At 75.0% G+C, this 14,990-nt stretch carries 11 protein-coding genes; 3 read left to right on the top strand and 8 right to left on the bottom strand.

All coding sequences use genetic code 11. From position 1 onward, the window contains the following. Positions 1-99: 99 nt before the first annotated feature. From CHC04_RS20035 to CHC04_RS20025, 3 genes are read right to left on the bottom strand one after another with little or no spacing between them, the layout of a single operon-like run. A complete protein-coding gene (locus CHC04_RS20035; protein ID WP_089405705.1) occupies positions 100-1,167 on the bottom strand; it encodes a DNA polymerase domain-containing protein in 1,068 nt (355 codons plus the stop codon). Between the two features lie 23 nt (positions 1,168-1,190). Next, positions 1,191-2,762, bottom strand: a complete 1,572-nt coding sequence (locus CHC04_RS20030; protein WP_089405755.1) for an alpha/beta hydrolase — start codon at positions 2,760-2,762, stop codon at positions 1,191-1,193. A 49-nt stretch (positions 2,763-2,811) separates the two neighbouring features. Beyond that, a complete protein-coding gene (locus tag CHC04_RS20025; RefSeq protein WP_089405704.1) occupies positions 2,812-3,882 on the bottom strand; it encodes an ATP-dependent DNA ligase in 1,071 nt (356 codons plus the stop codon). A gap of 108 nt (positions 3,883-3,990) precedes the next feature. Here CHC04_RS20025 and CHC04_RS20020 point away from each other — a divergent pair, with 108 nt between their 5' ends. Then, positions 3,991-6,552, top strand: coding sequence for an ATP-binding protein (locus tag CHC04_RS20020; RefSeq protein ID WP_089405703.1), 2,562 nt, complete (start codon positions 3,991-3,993; stop codon positions 6,550-6,552). 3 nt (positions 6,553-6,555) lie between these two features. On the opposite strand, the gene CHC04_RS20015 is transcribed toward CHC04_RS20020, so the two are convergent. Continuing rightward, complete coding sequence (locus tag CHC04_RS20015) at positions 6,556-6,921, bottom strand: DsrE family protein (RefSeq protein WP_089405702.1); 366 nt, start codon at positions 6,919-6,921, stop codon at positions 6,556-6,558. 188 nt (positions 6,922-7,109) lie between these two features. Between CHC04_RS20015 and CHC04_RS20010 the strand changes: the two genes are divergently transcribed. Continuing rightward, the gene (locus CHC04_RS20010) at positions 7,110-7,343 is read left to right on the top strand and encodes a type II toxin-antitoxin system Phd/YefM family antitoxin (protein ID WP_089405701.1); all 234 of its coding nucleotides are present in this window, start codon (positions 7,110-7,112) and stop codon (positions 7,341-7,343) included. Continuing rightward, positions 7,340-7,726 (top strand): type II toxin-antitoxin system VapC family toxin, encoded by a 387-nt coding sequence (locus CHC04_RS20005; protein WP_089405700.1) that lies wholly within the window; start codon positions 7,340-7,342, stop codon positions 7,724-7,726. The genes CHC04_RS20010 and CHC04_RS20005 overlap by 4 nt, the downstream gene beginning before the upstream one ends. Before the next feature lie 9 nt (positions 7,727-7,735). Here CHC04_RS20005 and CHC04_RS20000 read toward each other — a convergent pair whose 3' ends face one another. The 4 genes from CHC04_RS20000 to glgX form a co-directional block, all read right to left on the bottom strand. Continuing rightward, positions 7,736-8,458 (bottom strand): dihydrofolate reductase family protein, encoded by a 723-nt coding sequence (locus CHC04_RS20000; RefSeq protein WP_089405699.1) that lies wholly within the window; start codon positions 8,456-8,458, stop codon positions 7,736-7,738. Continuing rightward, entirely contained in the window at positions 8,458-10,206 is a 1,749-nt protein-coding gene (treZ, locus tag CHC04_RS19995; RefSeq protein WP_089405698.1) for a malto-oligosyltrehalose trehalohydrolase, read from the bottom strand. Before treZ ends, CHC04_RS20000 begins: the two co-directional genes overlap by 1 nt. Before the next feature lie 101 nt (positions 10,207-10,307). After that, positions 10,308-12,632: a malto-oligosyltrehalose synthase gene (gene treY, locus CHC04_RS19990; protein WP_089405697.1), complete on the bottom strand. Its 2,325-nt coding sequence runs from the start codon at positions 12,630-12,632 to the stop codon at positions 10,308-10,310. 2 nt (positions 12,633-12,634) lie between these two features. Further along, a complete protein-coding gene (gene glgX / locus CHC04_RS19985) occupies positions 12,635-14,749 on the bottom strand; it encodes a glycogen debranching protein GlgX (RefSeq protein ID WP_089405696.1) in 2,115 nt (704 codons plus the stop codon). Positions 14,750-14,990: the final 241 nt, after the last annotated feature.

Below are 14,990 nucleotides of genomic sequence, written 5' to 3'. Positions count from 1 at the left end.
GGCGCTCGGAAAGGAGACCGTAGGAGTACGCCCGATCCACTGCAGGACGTGGGTTGTCTGTCGAGTGAGCTGTGTGCGTCGCTGGCGCCGAGCGCCGAATCACTCGTTCGCACTGGCAGGGCGCCGGGCGCGGCTCGGCTGCACCCGCATCGGCTCGCCCGGCATCTTCGGGTAGTCCGGCGGATAGGGCAGGTCACCGAGGCCCTGGTCGGAGGCCTGGCGCTCGGCCAGCTCCAGCAGCGGCTCGATGCCGAAGGCGTGCCCGGCCAGCCCGGCGTGCCTGTCACCGACGGCGCGGAACCGCTCCGGCATCGTCAGCACGGTGAAGTCGGTGGGGTGGACGTCGGGCAGCTCGTCCCAGTCCAGCGGGGCGCTCACCGGCGCGTGCGGCTTGGGCCGGATGGAGTAGGCCGAGGCGATGGTGCGGTCCCGGGCCATCTGGTTGTAGTCGATGAAGATCTTCTCGCCGCGCTCCTCCTTCCACCACGACATCGTCACGCGGTCGGGCAGGCGCCGTTCCAGCTCCCGGCCGAACGCGATGACCGCCCGGCGCACGTCGGTGAACGTCCAGCGCGGCTGGATCGGCACGTACACGTGCACCCCCCGCCCGCCGGAGGTCTTCGGCCAGCCCTCCATGCCGAGCTCGTGCAGCAGCTCCCGCACGTGCGGAGCCACCCACACCGCGTCGGCGAAGTCGGTGCCCGGCTGCGGGTCGAGGTCGATGCGGATCTGGTTCGGGGACTCGACGTCGGTCTTGTCCACCGGCCACGGGTGGAAGGTGAGCGTCCCGAGGTTGGCGCACCACGCGACGACGGCGACGGAGTCCGGCGCGATCTCGTCGGCGGTCCGGCCGCTGGGGAAGGTGATGTGCGCCGTCGGCACCCACTCGGGGGCGTTCTTGGGCACCCGCTTCTGGTAGAAGGCGTCGCCGGTGTTGTCCACCCGGGTCGAGAGCCGGGCGCCCTCGAAGACCCCGCCGGGCCAGCGCTCGAGCGTCGTCGGGCGGTCCCGCAGCGCGAACAGGATCCCCTCGCCGACGGCGACGAAGTACTCGACGACGTCGATCTTGCGGATGCCGCGCTCGGCGAAGTACGGCTTCTCCGGGTTGGAGACACGCACCTCGTGCCCGTCGACGGTCAGGACCACCGCGTCTCTGCTGCTGGCCACCCATCAGCTCCTCGGGTCGGGGGTCAGGCCGGGCACGTGAGCCCGTCCTGCGGTGCGGTGAGGTCGACGAGGTAGGCGTTCACCGCGTCGGTGACGCACGGCGTCTTCGGGTAGGCGGTGTGGCCCTGGCCCTGCCAGACCAGCAGCACCCCGGCGGTGAGGTCCTCGGCCATGTCCTCCGCGCCCGGCAGCGGCGTCACCGGGTCTCCGGCGTTGCCGACGACGAGGATCGGCGCGCTGCCCTCGGCGTCGCGCTCCGGCAACGGCGTGCGCGGGGCCTCCCACACCGAGCAGGTGTAGAGGCCCGAGGCCGCACCGGCGCCGAAGAGCGGGTAGCGGGTGGCCCAGTCCTGCGCGAGCGCCAGCACCTGCTCCCGCGAGTACGTCTCGTCCTCGGGGGTGTCGGCGCAGTTGATGGCGATGCTGGCGTCGGTCTGGTTGGTGTAGGCGCCGTCGGAGAGCCGGCCGGTGTAGCGGTCGGCCAGGGAGAACAGCCCCGCGGCGTCGCCGTTGTTCCGTGCCGCGGCCAGTGACTGCGACAGCTGCGGCCACGAGCCGGGGTCGTACATCGCCGCCAGCACCGCCGTGAGGATCACCCCGGGCGTCGCCGTCCGGTCCCCGCCCGCGGAGCTGGGGATCGGCGTGCCGGCGGCCTGGGCGAGCAGGTCCTCGAGGAAGCGGCGCGGGTCGGCGCCGAGCGGGCAGCCGGAGACCAGGCCGGTGCAGTTGGCCGCGAACGCGTCGAAGGAGGCCTCCAGCCCGGCGGCCTGCGACTCGACCCGGGTCTGCGCGTCGGCGTCGGGGTCGACGGCGGCGTCGAGCACCAGCGCCCGCACGTTCTCCGGGTACAGCTCGGCGTAGGTGCTGCCCAGCGTCGTGCCGTAGGAGTAGCCGAGGTAGCTGAGCTGCTCGTCGCCGAGCGACTCGCGCACCAGGTCCATGTCCCGGGCGGTGTCGACGGTGTTGAAGGCGCCCAGCGCGTCGCCGTACTCGTCGGCGCAGGCCTCGGCGACCTCGTCGGTGAGCGCCAGGACCTCGTCCATCTGCTCCTGGGTGGTCGGGCGCGGCTCGGCGGCGGTGAGCCGGTCCTTCAGCTCGGCCGGGATGCACTCCACCGGCGTGGACAGGCCGACGCCGCGCGGGTCGACGCCGACGAGGTCGAAGCGGCGCAGCACGTCCTCGGGCATCGACAGGGCCAGGCTCAGAGCCGCGTCGGCCCCCGAGCCGCCGGGGCCGCCGGGGTTGACCAGCAGCGACCCGATCCGGTCGGTCTGCCCCGCGAGCCGGGCGCGCACGAGGAACAGCGGCAGCGTGGCGCCGTCGGCCTCGTCGTGGTCGATGGGGACCTCGGTGCGGCCGCACTCGAAGAGCAGGTCGCGCTCGCTGCCGGGCGTGCCGGCGATCAGCTGGGAGATCTGCGCGTCGCAGTCGGTCCACGTGATCGGCGCGGCCTCGGCCTCCGTCGCGGACCCCGCCGACGACGACGCCGCGGCCGACGAGGAGGCCCGGTCGGCCGACTCCGAGAAGGAGGTGCAGCCGGTGACCGCCAGGAGCAGCCCGGTGGAGGCGGCGAGCACACCGCGGCGCAGACGCATGATCACGAGGGTAGGAGGCGGACCGGACCGGCCCCGCCGCAGGGACCGGTCATCCGGCGAAGACCTCGGCGAGGTCGTAGCGGACGGGGACCTCCAGCTGGTCGTAGGTGCAGCTCTCGGCGTCGCGGTCGGGGCGCCAGCGCAGGAACTGCCCGGTGTGCCGCAGCCGCCGGCCCTCCAGCTGGTCGTACTTGACCTCCACGACCAGCTCGGGCCGCAGGGGCACCCAGGACAGGTCCTTCTTGGCGTTCCACCGGCTCTGCGCGCCGGGCATGCGGTGCTCGCCGTCGGCCTGCAGCTCGGCGTTCGCCCAGTCCTGCCACGGGTGCCCGTCGAGCGCCTGGGCCCGGTAGGGCGCCAGCTCCTCGACCAGCTCGGCCCGCCGCGCCATGGGGAAGGAGGCGACCACGCCGATGTGCTGCAGGCCGCCGTCGTCGTAGAGGCCCAGCAGCAGCGACCCCACCACCGGCCCGCTCTTGTGCCAGCGGAACCCGGCGACCACGCAGTCGGCGGTGCGCACGTGCTTGACCTTGGTCATGAGCCGCTGGTCGGGGCCGTAGGGGAGGTCGGGGGCCTTGGCGACGACGCCGTCGAGCCCGGCGCCCTCGAACTCCTCGAACCAGCGCTGCGCGGTGGCGGCGTCCTGCGTCACCGCCGTCACGTGCACCCGCTCGTGGCTGCCGGTGAGCAGCTCGCGCAGCCGCGCCCGGCGCTCGGCGAACGGCGTCTCCATGAGCGACTCGTCGCCGACGGCCAGCAGGTCGAAGGCGACGAAGTGCGCCGGCGTCTGCTCGGCGAGCAGGTCCACCCGCGACTTCGCCGGGTGGATGCGCTGCAGCAGCGACTCGAAGTGCAGCCGGTCGCCCTGCGGCACGACGATCTCGCCGTCGACGACGCACCGCTCGGGCAGCGCCTCCTTCACCGCCGCCACGACCTCGGGGAAGTAGCGGGTGAGCGGGCGCTCGTTGCGGCTGCCGAGCTCCACCTCGTCGCCGTCGCGGAAGACGATGCAGCGGAACCCGTCCCACTTGGGCTCGTAGATCAGCCCGTCGGCGGTGGGCAGCGTCGTCGTGGCCTTGGCCAGCATCGGCCTCACCGGGGGGAGAACGGGCAGGTCCATGCCCGCCAGTCAAGCAGCGGGGGCCGACGGCGCACACGCCGCCGTCGACCGAACGGGTGGCGCGCCGCGGCCTCCCGCGACCGGCGGCGGGTCACTAGCGTCCCCGGCGTGCGCCTGCTCGAGCGGGAGGAGCCGCTCGCCCTGCTCGCCACCGCCGCCCGCGCAGCGGCGGCCGGCCGGGGCGGCGTCGTCCTGGTGACCGGCGAGCCCGGCATCGGCAAGACCGCGCTCGTGGGAGCCCTGGCCGGCCGGCTGGCCGGGGGGCGCGTGCTCACCGGCCAGTGCGACGACCTGACCACCCCGCGGCCCTTCGGTGCCCTGCGCGACGTCGCCCGCGCCGTCGGCGGCCCGCTGGCCGAGGTGCTCGCCGACGGGTCCGCCCCCGCCGCGGTGCACGACGGGCTGCTCGCGGAGCTGGCCGGGCCGGCGCCGACCGTGCTGGTGCTCGAGGACGTGCACTGGGCCGACGACGCCACGGTCGACGCCGTCCGCACGCTCGGCCGCCGGGTGCCCGCGCTGCCCGCCGTCCTGGTGCTGACCTACCGCGACGGCGAGCTCGACGGCGGCGCGCCGCTGCGCCGGGCGCTGGCCGCGCTGCCGCCGCGGGCGGTGACCCGGGTGCCGCTGGCGCCGCTGTCGCGGGCCGCGGTGGCCGAACTCGTCGGTGCCGGTGCCGACCGCGTGCACGCGCTGACCGGCGGCAACCCGTTCCTGGTCACCGAGCTGGCCGCCGAGGGCACCGACGGGCTGCCGCCGTCGGTGCGCGACGCGGTCGCCGGCCGGGTGGCCGCGCTGGCGCCCGACGCCCGGGCCCTGGTCGAACTCGTCTCGGTCGTCCCCGCCCGCACCGGCACCGACGTGCTCGACGCGGCCCTGCCCGGGTGGGAGGCGGCGGCCGCCGAGCCCGAGCGGACGGGGCTGCTGCTCGTCGAGCCGGGCGCGGTCGCCTTCCGGCACGAGCTGGCGCGCACCGCCGTCGCCGGGACGCTGACCGCCGCCGACCGCCGGCGGCTGCACACCACCGTGTTCGCCGCGCTGCAGCGGCTCGGCGCGGACCCGGCCGACCTGGTGCACCACGCCGAGGCCGCGGGCGACGCGACGGCGCTGGCCGCCGCCGCGCTCCCGGCCGCCCGCGGCGCGGCGGCCGCGGGGGCCAACCGGGAGGCCCTCGCCCACTACCGGCGGGCGCTGCCGCTGGCCGGCTCGCTGCCGGGCGCGGAGCGCGCGGCCCTGTACGAGGAGCTGGCGGGCGTCGCCTACCTCACCGGGCGGATCCCCGAGGCGCTGGCGGCCGTCGACGCGGCGGCCGCGGCGCACCGGGCCACCGGCGACGGCCGGGGGCTGGGCCGCTGCGCGCGGGTGCGGTCCCGGCTGCTCTGGTACGCGGGGGACGGCGCGGCCGCCGAGCGGGAGGCCCGGGCCGCGGTCGCGCTGCTCGAGCCGCTGGGCGAGTCCGCCGAGCTCGCCCGCGCGTGCAGCGTCGTCGGCCAGCTGGCGATGCTGGCCGGCCGGTCGGAGGAGGCGCTGACGGAGTCGGCGCGGGCGGCGGACATGGCGCTGCGGGCCGGTGACCGCGCCACGCACGCGCACGCGCTGGTCAACACCGGCAAGGTCCGTGCCACCCGCGACCCCGACGACACCGCGACCATCGAGCAGGCGTTCGCGGCCGCCGACGGCGCCGGCGACCCGCACGAGGCGGTGCGCGCCCTGGTCTGCCGGGCGTGGTCGGAGCTGCTGTGGGTGCGGCCGGGCCCGGCGCGGCGGACGGCGGAGCGGGCCCTGGCCTACGCCGCCGAGCACGAGGTCGACGCGCTGCGCGAGTACACCGAGGTCACCCTGGCCTGGCTGGACGCCCGGGCGGGGGACTGGGCCGGCGCCGAGCGCGTCGCCCGGGCGCAGCTCGAGCGCGGCGTCACGGTCAACCAGATCCTGGCCAAGACCGTGCTCGCCGAGGTCGCCGTCCGCCGGGGCGACGACGACGCGGCGGCCCGTCTGGCCGACGTCGCCGCGCAGTCGTGGGCCACCGCCGAGATGCAGCGGATCGAGCCGGTGCTCGAGCTGCAGGTCGAGCACGCGCTGCTGCACGGGACGCCCATGCCGGTGGACCGGGTGCGGCAGGTCGACGCGCTCGCCCGGGCCACCGACTGGGCGGGGTGGGGCGGCGTGCGCATGGCCGCGTGGGCGGCGGTGGCCGGCTGCCCGGTGGAGTCCTGCGTGCGCGCCGCGCCGCCGCACCGGGCCGTGCTCGACGGCGACTGGCGGGCGGCGGCCGACGCGTTCGGCGCCGTCGGCTGGTCCTACGACCGGGCGCTGTGCCTGTCCGCGCTCGACGACCCCGCCGCGCTGGCCGAGGCCCTGGAGACCGCGCGCGCCCTCGGTGCGGCGCCGCTGGCCGCCCGGGTCACCCGACGGCTGCGGGCGCTGGGGCTGCCCGTCCGGCACGGCCGCCGGGAGACCACCCGCGCGCACCCCGCCGGGCTGACCGCCCGCCAGGAGGAGGTCCTGCGGCTGCTCGCCGAGGGGCTCACCAACGCCGAGATCGCCACGCGCCTGGTCGTGTCCCCGCGGACGGCCGAGCACCACGTGACCGCGGTGCTCGGCCGGCTGGGTGTCCGCGGGCGGCGGGAGGCGATCCGGCGGGCGGGGGAGCTCGGGTTGCTCAGGGGCTGACGGTCAGTAGCTGAACGTCGTCGCCCCCTCGTCGCCGATCCAGTTCCACAGCGGGATGGTGCCGGCGAGCTCGGCGTTCCCGATCAGCTGCCCGGCGTCGAGCTGCTTGGCCTCGACGCAGATCGGGCAGACGAACCAGCGCCCGCCGGCGGCGGCGAAGCGCTCCATCAGCGAGGGCAGCGTCGGGCAGCCGGCGCAGGCGGTGCCGACCGCGGTGCCCTCCAGCGCCAGCCGCACCGCCTCCTTGGCGGCGAAGACCACCGTGTCCCGGCCGGTCTCGGCGGCGCCCACGGCCATCAGCATCGCGACGGTGACCTTCTCCGGGTCCTCGAGACCGGTGGCGAGGCTGACGACGGCCTTGGTGCTCATGCTCTCTCCTGGAGGTGTCGGCCCGCCCGGTCGGCGGGCACGACGACGACGCTAGGGAGCCGCTGACCTGCGGACATGGGTCGCCGACCCCCATGTGAGCGCCGCCGACCCCCACGCGAGGCCCACTGCGGAGGAGGGGACGCTCGCGTCCACCCGGGCGAGATGACCAGCCGACCAGACTAGATGGCATGGCGGTGTCGGTCGGTGTGCACGAGGCGAAGACGCACCTGTCCCGGCTGCTCGAGCGGGTCGCGGCCGGTGAGGAGGTCGAGATCACGAACCGCGGGCGCGTGGTCGCCCGCCTGGTGGCCCCGGCACGACGGACGCCGAACTTCGACTTCGACCGTGGCAACGTGTGGATCGCCGACGACTTCGACGAGCTGCCCGAGGACCTGCAGCGGGCGTTCGAGGGCGAGGAGTGAGGCTCCTCCTGGACACCCACGTCGTCGTGTGGGCCACCCACCGGTCCGCTCGGTTGGGCGTCGGCAGACAGCTGGTCCTCGACGCCGACCAGCGGCTGCTCTCGGCGGTGTGCGTCTGGGAACTGGCGATCGAGCAGGGCCTGGGCAAGCTGACCCTCGGGTCCGACGTCCGCACCTGGACGCGCCGGGCAGCCGCGGAGCTGGCGCTGGACCACCTGCCGGTCACCGCCGAGCACGCCGCCGCCGTCGAGCACCTCCCCGACGTGCACCGCGACCCCTTCGACCGGCTGCTGGTGGCCCAGGCCGTCGCCGAGGGCGCCGTGCTGCTGCCCGCGGACACCCGCCTGGCCGGGTACGGGGACGCCGTCCGCGTCGTCGGCTGAGCCGGGCGGCTACCGGTCGAGCGCGTAGCGGGTGAACAGGACGCCGTCCTCCTCGAGCACCTGCACCAGCCGGGGGCGCACGACGTCGCGCAGCGCCCGGTCGAGCAGCCGGGCCGGCCCGCCGACGAGCGCGGGGGAGACGGTGAGGTCGAGCTCGTCGACCACGCCGGCGTCCAGCGCCGCCGACAGCAGGGACGGGCCGCCCTCGCAGACCAGCTGCTCGAGCCCCCGGTCGGCGAGCCGGTCCAGCGCCAGCGGCAGGTCGACCTCGTCGTCGCCGCAGACGAGCACGTCCACGCCGGTGCCGGCCAGGGCGGCGCGGCGGCCGGCGTCGGCGGCCGCGCAGGTCACCAGCACCGTGGAGGGGACGGCCAGCCGGTCGCCGGGGGCGAGCGACGCCCGCCGGGAGACGACGACGACCGGCGCGGTCCCGGGCCGGCCGAGCTCGGCGCGCAGCCGACCCACCGCGGAGTCGGCGGCCACCGGCCGGTAGCCCTCGGCCGCGGCGGTGCCGTGCCCGACCAGCACGGCGTCGGCGAGCGCCCGCAGCACCCGGAACACCCGCCGGTCCCCCGGGGACCCCAGCCCGGCGCTGCGCCCCTCGACGGAGATCGCGCCGTCGAGGGAGACGACGAAGTCCACCCGCACCGACCGCCCCGGCGGCAGCCGGTAGGCCTCGGCGAGCGCGGCGTCGTCGTCGACCGGGGCGGCCCCGGGGAGCAGCCGGCGCATCAGGTGGCGAGCACGGCCGCGCTCTCGGGCGGCAGCCGCACCGTCTCGCCGTCCAGGGAGGGTTCGTCGGCGGTGGCGAACAGCACGCCGGTGACGGGCCGGTCGAGGTCGACCTCCCGCGGCTCGCCCGACAGGTTGGCCACCACCCGCAGCCGGCCGCGGTGGACGACCAGCAGCCGGTCCTCGTCGTCCCAGCCGACCTCCACCGTCGTCAGGTCGGGGTCGACCAGCTCCGGCTGCGCCCGCCGCAGCGCCAGCAGCGCCCGGGTGGTCGCCAGCAGCGTGGCGTGCGGCTCGCGCTCGACCTCCGACCAGTCCAGCTTCGAGCGGGTGAAGGTCTCGGGGTCCTGCGGGTCGGGCACCTCGTCGGCGTCCCAGCCGTGCTCGGCGAACTCGCCCTTGCGCCCCTCGGCGGTCGCCCGCCCGATGTCCGGGTCGGTGTGGCTGGTGAAGAACTGCCACGGCGTCGCGGCGCCCCACTCCTCGCCCATGAACAGCATCGGGGTGAACGGGCCGGTGAGGACCAGGGTGGCGCCGACGGCGAGCAGGCCCGGGGACAGCGACGCCGACACCCGGTCGCCGATCGCGCGGTTGCCGATCTGGTCGTGGTCCTGCAGGTAGCCGAGGAACTTCCAGCCGGGCAGCCGGGCGGCGTCCACCGGCCGGCCGTGGTGCCGGCGGCGGAAGCTCGACCAGGTGCCGTCGTGGAAGTACGCGCCGGTCAGCGTCTTGGCCAGCCCGGCCAGGCCCGCCTCGGCGAAGTCGGCGTAGTAGCCCTGGCCCTCGCCGGTGAGCACCGCGTGCAGCGCGTGGTGGAAGTCGTCGCTCCACTGCGCGTGGATGCCCGTGCCGTTGGCCGCGCGCGGGGTGACCAGGTGCGGGTCGTTGAGGTCGCTCTCGGCGATGAGCGTGAGCGGCCGGCCGACCGCGGCCGACAGCCGGTCGACCTCCTGGGCCATCTCCTCCAGCACGTGCGTGGCCCGCTCGTCGACCAGCGCGTGGACGGCGTCGAGCCGCAGCCCGTCGACGTGCATGTCGCGCAGCCACATCAGCGCGTTGTCCAGGATGTAGCGGCGCACCTCGTCGGAGTCCGGCCCGGACAGGTTGATCGACGAGCCCCAGGGGCTGGGGCCGCCCTCGCTGAAGACCGGCATGAACAGCGGCAGGTAGTTCCCCGACGGGCCGAGGTGGTTGTAGACGACGTCCTGGATCACGCCGAGGCCGCGCTGGTGGCAGGCGTCGACGAAGCGCTGGTAGGCCGCCGGCCCGCCGTAGCTCTCCTGCACCGTGTACCAGAGGACGCCGTCGTAGCCCCAGTTGTGGGTGCCGTCGAAGCCGTTGACCGGCAGCAGCTCGACGAAGTCGATCCCGAGGTCGACCAGGTGGTCCAGGCGCTCGATCGCCGCGTCGAGGGTGCCCTCGGGCGTGAACGTGCCGACGTGCATCTCGTAGACGACGCCGCCGGCCAGCGGGCGCCCGGTCCAGGCGCCGTCGCCCCACGAGTAGGCCGCGGGGTCGAAGCGGCGGGACGGGCCGTGGACGCCGTCGGGCTGCCGGCGCGAGCGCGGGTCCGGGTACACCTTCTCGTCGTCGCCGAGCAGGTAGCCGTAGTCGGCCTCCGGCGCGGCCTCGACCTCGGCGCGCCACCAGCCGTCGGCGTCGCGGCGCATGTCGTGCACGGCGCCGTCGACCTGCAGGCGCACCCGCTCGGGCACGGGCGCCCAGACGGCGAACTCGGCGGCGGGCATGCAGGGACCTCCTGGGGTGCTGGGGTGGGACCGGTGCTCAGTGCCCGGGCGGGCGCGGGCCAACCGTGGTCCCGGCGCGGCGCGCCGGGACCACGGCCGGCTCAGGCGCGCACGAGCAGCGCGACGGGCAGCCGGTCGAGCAGGCCGGCCAGCGGGACGCCGTCGGCGTCGGACACCACCCGGTCGCCGGTGAGGACGTCGCGCCAGGCCCCGGTGGGCAGGGCCAGCGCGGTGTCCTCCCAGCCGGTGGCGGCCAGCGCCACGGGCAGCCGGGTCGCGACGGTGACGGCGCCGCCCCGGTCGAAGGCGACGGCGTGCTGCGCGGCGCTCCCGCGGGCCGTCACCGGGGTGTAGTCGCCGAACAGCTCCGGGGAGTCCCGCCGCAGCCGCAGCGCCCAGGAGGTGACCAGCAGCTTCGCCGCGCCGGTGTCGTCGACCGCGGGCACCCACCCCCCGTCGAGGCGGCCCAGCAGCCGACGCCGCTCGTCGTAGTCGACCGGACGGCGGTTGTCGGGGTCGACCAGCGAGCGGTCCTCCAGCTCGGTGCCCTGGTAGACGTCGGGCACGCCGGGCATCGTCAGCTGCACGAGCTTCTGCGCCAGCGCGTTGGACCGCCCCGCCGGCGCGATGCGGGCCACGAACGACTCGATCTCGGCGGTGGTCGCCGGGTCGTCGTAGGCGGCGTCGACCACCGCGTGCAGCTGCGCCTCGAAGGCCTCGTCGACGTCGGTCCACGTCGTCGACAGCCCGGCCTCGCGGGCGGCCTTCTCGGCGTAGGCGTGCGCCCGCTCGCGCGACAGCGGCCACGCGCCGACCAGGTTCTGCCACACCAGGTGCGCCAGCGGCCGGTCGGGCAGCGGGTGCCGCGACAGCCAGCCGCGCACCAGGTCGGCCCACTCGGTGGGCACCTCGGCGAGCACGGCCAGCCGGGCGCGGGTGTCCTCGCTGCGCTTGGTGTCGTGCGTGGTCAGCGTGGTCATCGACCGCGGCTTGACCGCCAGCCGCCGCGCCTGCGCCTGGTGGAACTCCTCCACGGTGGCGCCGAAGCGGGCGGGGTCGCCGCCGACCTCGTTGAGCACCACGAACCGCGCCCACCGGTAGTAGGCGCTGTCCTCCACGCCCTTGGCCATCACCGGGCCGCTGGTCTGCTCGAAGCGGGTGGCCGCCTCGGTGCCGGCCCGCGCCAGCACCGGGTGCAGCGCGTCGACCGCCGCCACCAGGTCGGGGCGGCGGTCGCGGACGGCGGCCACCGCGGCGTCGAGGTGCTCGCGGCCGTCGGGCAGGTAGGTGCGGTAGACGGAGAAGGTGGCCAGCAGCTCGGCCAGCGCCTCCCGCTCGGTGCCCTCGTCGATGCCGGGCAGCTCGCCGATGACCCGCACCAGGCGGGCCACCTCCGAACCGAGACTCCCGTCGGTCACCTCGCGCTTGCAGTCGTGCACCAGCTGCGCGTAGTCGACCGGCCGGCCCGACAGCTCGGTGTCCAGCGCGGTCAGCGCCGCCTCGCCGGCCGGGTCGACCAGGACGTCGTCGACCTCGGCCAGCGCGTCGTAGCCGGTGGTGCCGGCGGTCCGCCAGCTCTCCGGGAGGTCCTCGCCGGGCTCGAGGATCTTCTCCACGACCGTCCACCGCCCGCCGGAGGCCTCGGCCAGCCGGTCGAGGTACCCCTTCGGGTCGGCGAGGCCGTCGGGGTGGTCGATCCGCAACCCGTCGACGGCGCCGTCGTGCACCAGCCGCAGCACCAGCTCGTGGGTGGCGCGGAAGACCTCCGGGTCCTCCACCCGCAGCCCGGCGAGGGTGTTGATGGCGAAGAACCGGCGGTAGTTGAGGTCGGTGTCGGCGCGCCGCCAGTCGACCAGCTCGTAGTGCTGCCGGTCGTGCACCTCCTGCGGCGTCCCGTCCCCGGTGCCCGGGGCGATGGGGAAGCGGTTGTCGTAGTAGCGCAGCTCGCCGTCGACGACCTCCAGCTTCTCGACGTCGTCGGCCGACCCCAGCACCGGGATCCGGATCCGGCCGCCGCCGAAGTCCCAGTCGACGTCGAACGCCGACGCGTGGGCGCTGTCGCGGCCGTGCCGCAGCACGTCCCACCACCACGGGGCCTCGGCCGGGTCGGCCACGCCCATGTGGTTGGGCACCAGGTCGAGCACCAGGCCCAGCCCGGCCCCGTGCAGCGCGGCGACGAACCGGTCGAAGCCGGCCTGCCCGCCGCGCGCCTCGTCGACGTGGGCGTGGTCGACGGTGTCGTAGCCGTGCGTGCTGCCCGCCGCCGCCCGCAGCAGCGGCGAGGAGTAGGCGTGGCTGACCCCGAGGTCGGCGAGGTAGCCGGCCACCGCCGCGGCGTCGTCGAGGGTGAAGTCGGCGGTCACCTGCAGCCGGTAGGTCGCCGTCGGGACGTCGCGGCGCCGGTCGGCGCCGGTCGGCTCGCCCACGGTCACGACCGGCGGGGCGCGCTGAGCACGACCATCGAGCGGTCCTGCAGCGTGAGGGTCTCGCCCGGCTTGAGCTCCCGCGCCTCGACCTCGCCCATCTCGGCGGTGTCGAGCACGACGGTCCACGTCCCGGCGTACTCGTCGGACGGCAGGCAGAAGTCCATGGGCTCGTGCGAGGCGTTGAACGCCAGGTAGAAGTGGTCGTCGACGACGTCCTCGCCGCGCTCGTCGGTGGACCGGATGCCGTGCCCGTTGAGGTACATCGCGATCGACTTGGCGAACCCGGCGTCCCAGTCGTCCTCGGTCATCAGGTCACCGGAGGGGGTCAGCCAGGCGACGTCCTGCACCGGGTCGTCCTGGCCCCGGCGCACCGGGCGGCCGTGGAAGAACCGGCGGCGGCGGAAGGTCGGGTGCTCGGCGCGGATGCGGGTCACCAGCTTGGTGAACTCCAGCAGCCCCTCGTCGACCTCGTCCCAGTGGATCCAGGTCAGCGGGGAGTCCTGGCAGTAGCCGTTGTTGTTGCCCTGCTGGGTGCGGCCCAGCTCGTCGCCGTGCAGCAGCATCGGCACGCCCTGCGACAGCATCAGCGTGGCCAGGAAGTTGCGCCGCTGGCGGCCCCGGAGGGTGAGCACCTTCTTGTCGACGGTCTCGCCCTCGACGCCGCAGTTCCAGCTGCGGTTGTGGCTCTCGCCGTCGTTGTTGCCCTCGCCGTTGGCCTCGTTGTGCTTCTCGTTGTAGGAGACGAGGTCGGTGAGGGTGAACCCGTCGTGCGCGGTGACGAAGTTGATGCTCGCCACCGGCCGGCGGCCGGAGTGCTGGTAGAGGTCGGCCGAGCCGGTGAGCCGGCTGGCGAACTCCCCGATCGTCGACGGCTCGCCCCGCCAGAAGTCGCGGACGGTGTCGCGGTACTTGCCGTTCCACTCGGTCCACAGCGCGGGGAAGTTGCCCACCTGGTAGCCGCCCTCGCCGACGTCCCAGGGCTCGGCGATGAGCTTGACCTGGCTGACCACCGGGTCCTGGTGCACCAGGTCGAAGAACGCCGACAGCCGGTCGACGGCGTGCAGCTCGCGGGCCAGCGTCGAGGCGAGGTCGAAGCGGAACCCGTCGACGTGCATCTCGGTGACCCAGTACCGCAGCGAGTCCATGATCAGCTGCAGCGCCTGGGGGGTGCGGGCGTTGAGGGAGTTCCCGGTGCCCGTGTAGTCCATGTAGTACTGCGGGTCGTCCTCGACCAGCCGGTAGTACGCGCGGTTGTCGATGCCCTTGAACGACAGCGTGGGGCCGAGGTGGTTGCCTTCGGCGGTGTGGTTGTAGACCACGTCGAGGATGACCTCGATGCCCGCCTCGTGCAGGGTGCGGACCATCCCCTTGAACTCCTGCACCTGCATGCCGTTGTCGGTGTTGCTCGCGTACTCGTTGTGCGGCGCGAAGAAACCGATCGTGTTGTAGCCCCAGTAGTTGCGCAGGCCCTTCTGCTGCAGGGTGTCGTCCTGCACGAACTGGTGCACCGGCATGAGCTCGATCGCGGTGACGCCGAGGTCCTGCAGGTGGGAGATGACGGCCGGGTGCGCGATGCCGGCGTACGTGCCGCGCAGTTCCTCCGGCACGTCGGGGTGGGTCATCGTCAGGCCCTTGACGTGGGCCTCGTAGATGACGGTCTTGTGGTACGGCGTCCTCGGCGGGCGGTCGACGCCCCAGTCGAAGTAGGGGTTGACCACGACGGACTTCGGCATGTGCGCCGCGGAGTCCTCGTCGTTGCGCTCGCCGCTGGTGAAGTCGTAGCCGAACACCGACGGGTCCCACTGGATCTCGCCGTCGATCGCCTTGGCGTAGGGGTCGAGCAGCAGCTTGTTCGGGTTGCAGCGCAGCCCCTGCCCCGGGTCGTACGGGCCGTGGACGCGGTAGCCGTAGCGCTGCCCGGGCTGGATGCCGGGCAGGAAGGCGTGCCAGACGTAGCCGTCCATCTCGGGCAGCCGGATGCGGGTCTCGGTGCCGGCGTCGTCGAAGAGGCACAGCTCGACCTTCTCGGCGACCTCGCTGAAGATCGCGAAGTTGGTGCCCGTGCCGTCGAACGTGGCTCCGAGGGGATAGGCCGTACCGGGCCACACCTGGTTCATGGACGTGTTTCCTCCTGCGTGGGCGCCCGAGCGAGGTCACGGGGCGCGACGGCCCCCCGCCGCGGCCGTCGGCAGGGGGTCTGGGCACACGGTGCCCGCCGGGTCCCTTGCCCGATCCGGGCGGGTCCACACCTGACGCGGCGGACGTCACGTTCCCGCCGCCGGTGCCCCGCCGCCGGGACGACGCCGGGACGACGCCGGGACGACGCCGGGACGACGCCGGGACGACGACGCCCCCCGG

Origin of the sequence: Geodermatophilus saharensis (genome assembly GCF_900188205.1) — a bacterium.
In the GTDB taxonomy this organism is placed as follows: Bacteria; Actinomycetota; Actinomycetes; order Mycobacteriales; family Geodermatophilaceae; genus Geodermatophilus; species Geodermatophilus saharensis.
The sequence above is the reverse complement of the archived record's forward strand: the minus strand, read 5'-3'. Positions and strand labels throughout refer to the sequence as shown.